The organism is Methylobacterium guangdongense, assembly GCF_038442355.1.
GTDB lineage: Bacteria > Pseudomonadota > Alphaproteobacteria > Rhizobiales > Beijerinckiaceae > Methylobacterium > Methylobacterium guangdongense.
Window position 1 is genome coordinate 1 of the sequence record NZ_JBBXMX010000061.1, and the last position, 1,774, is coordinate 1,774.

Below are 1,774 nucleotides of genomic sequence, written 5' to 3' on the forward strand. Positions count from 1 at the left end.
ACGATCAGCGGCCTCTGGGACACGATCCGACGAGCCTTCAGACGCTTCACGCCAGCCGAATGCCGCCGGTATCTCGCCGCCGCAGGCTACGACGCATATGATCCAACATGATCGGATGCCGCTCTAGTTGGCACGTTCTGCGAAGCAGAGGCTGACATGTAGCCGTTCCACTAGACCCTGCCCCTGTGGGACGGCCTACAATCTCGGCCGAGCCGTTCCAAAAGGTGTCTGCGAAGTTTGGAACGCCAAAAAGACCGACATCCTAGATCCGTGTGGAACGCTGCTGTGCAGTGCCTTCGATCCGGATCGGTCGCAGCACGGCATCAGATTGCCTGCAAGCCGACATTCCGAACTTCAGAGAAGGGCCGGAAGCGGGAACAGCATCTACGTCCGCTTCCAGGCGCTGCGGTCCCGAAGCGGACCGGCGGAAATCCACCCAACCCGGCCGTTCACCGGCGCCTGCCAACGCGGCCGATGCTAGCCGAAAGCGGCCGGTCCGCTTCGGAGCTTAAGCTGCAAGTAAGCGGACATTTCCTGTGGCTGAAGTGAATGCCTTGGAGTAGCCCTTTGAGATCTTCCGCTTTGCGGTCTTGAGCATCTGCTTGAACCTAGACGGTTTTCCTCCGGCAGGCACATCTACCCTGTTATGACCACGCAAACCTCGCTGTGAACCCGGCGATCAAGATCACCAATATCATCGCCCTGCTGCTGGTCGACGCGCTGATAGCCGAGCCAATTGATAGCCGACCCAAAGTTCCGGTTTCACACCCCAATGTTCCGCACTGAACCAACCAAAAGTAATCGAGGAGGCGCTGGCCAAGCAGCGGCTCCTCACCCCAACTCTCAGCGTTCCAAGCTATGTCAGCTTCATCAGGTGGCCGGTCGATACCTGGGCGGAGGTCGGCTACGGCTTCCCGCTCGGCGCCACGAACGGGTTCGTGTCCGTGGCCGAGCCGTTCTTGGCGTAACACGCCTCTAGCCGGTCCAAGGCGGCCGCGCTCTTGTCCAACGCCACCTTGATCGTCGCGCCCTCGCCCTTCACGTCCAGGCCGTCCGCGAGCTTGAGCGATTTAAGGAATCGTTCGTCCTTGACCGGCAGCGATACCGCGTTGCCCGAGGCGGCGACGTCCGCCTGCAAGGTCGAGGACCCGGCTGACAGCTCGACCGGATAGCTCTTGCCGCGACCGAGCTTCCACTTCGGCGAGCTCATCGTCAGGTCCAGTCCCCCGGCGTCACGGGTGAACCGGACGTCGACCCCGTCGTCCGTCGTCCGGGACATCGTACACCTGTCGAACTTCTGTCCCTTCGAGACGGCCTCGACTTTCCAGGGTCCGATGGCGACGGCATCCGCCGGCGCCTCGGCATGAACGGGGATGGATGCGGTCGACAGGACGATGGCGGCGATGGCTAGGCGCATGCGGGACTCCTGGTTGCGCGGTGGAGGTCAGGTCATGAGAGAGCCGCGGGTTCCCGAACGCTTACTCCCGGCGCCCTCGGGCGGGGGCACCGACCGCATGGACCGAGCTATCGAACGGATCGCGAGCACGACAATCAGGTATGTGGCCTCGTGTCTGATCGAATTCGGTCTCACCAGTTCCAAGATGCATGCGGTCCCGAGCACATGCTCGTCTCGGGGCGCTACAGCGATTAGTGCCTGTCGTCGCCTGAACGGACTGGCGGGGCTTGCGTTTCCTGTCTTCGAGGCAGGAGGGATGATGCTGAGCGACGCGCAATGGTCTGAGCTGGAGCCGCTGGTCGAGGCGTGCCGTCCGAA

At 62.4% G+C, this 1,774-nt stretch carries 1 protein-coding gene and 1 pseudogene; one reads left to right on the plus strand and one right to left on the minus strand.

Features of this window, described 5'->3' with window-relative positions:
- Positions 1–111 (plus strand): annotated as a pseudogene (locus AAHG09_RS31710) (IS630 family transposase); the annotation flags it as partial.
- A 793-nt stretch (positions 112–904) separates the two neighbouring features.
- Here AAHG09_RS31710 and AAHG09_RS31715 read toward each other — a convergent pair.
- Positions 905–1,417, minus strand: a complete 513-nt coding sequence (locus AAHG09_RS31715; protein ID WP_342112309.1) for a hypothetical protein — start codon at positions 1,415–1,417, stop codon at positions 905–907.
- Between the last annotated feature and the right edge of the window lie 357 nt (positions 1,418–1,774).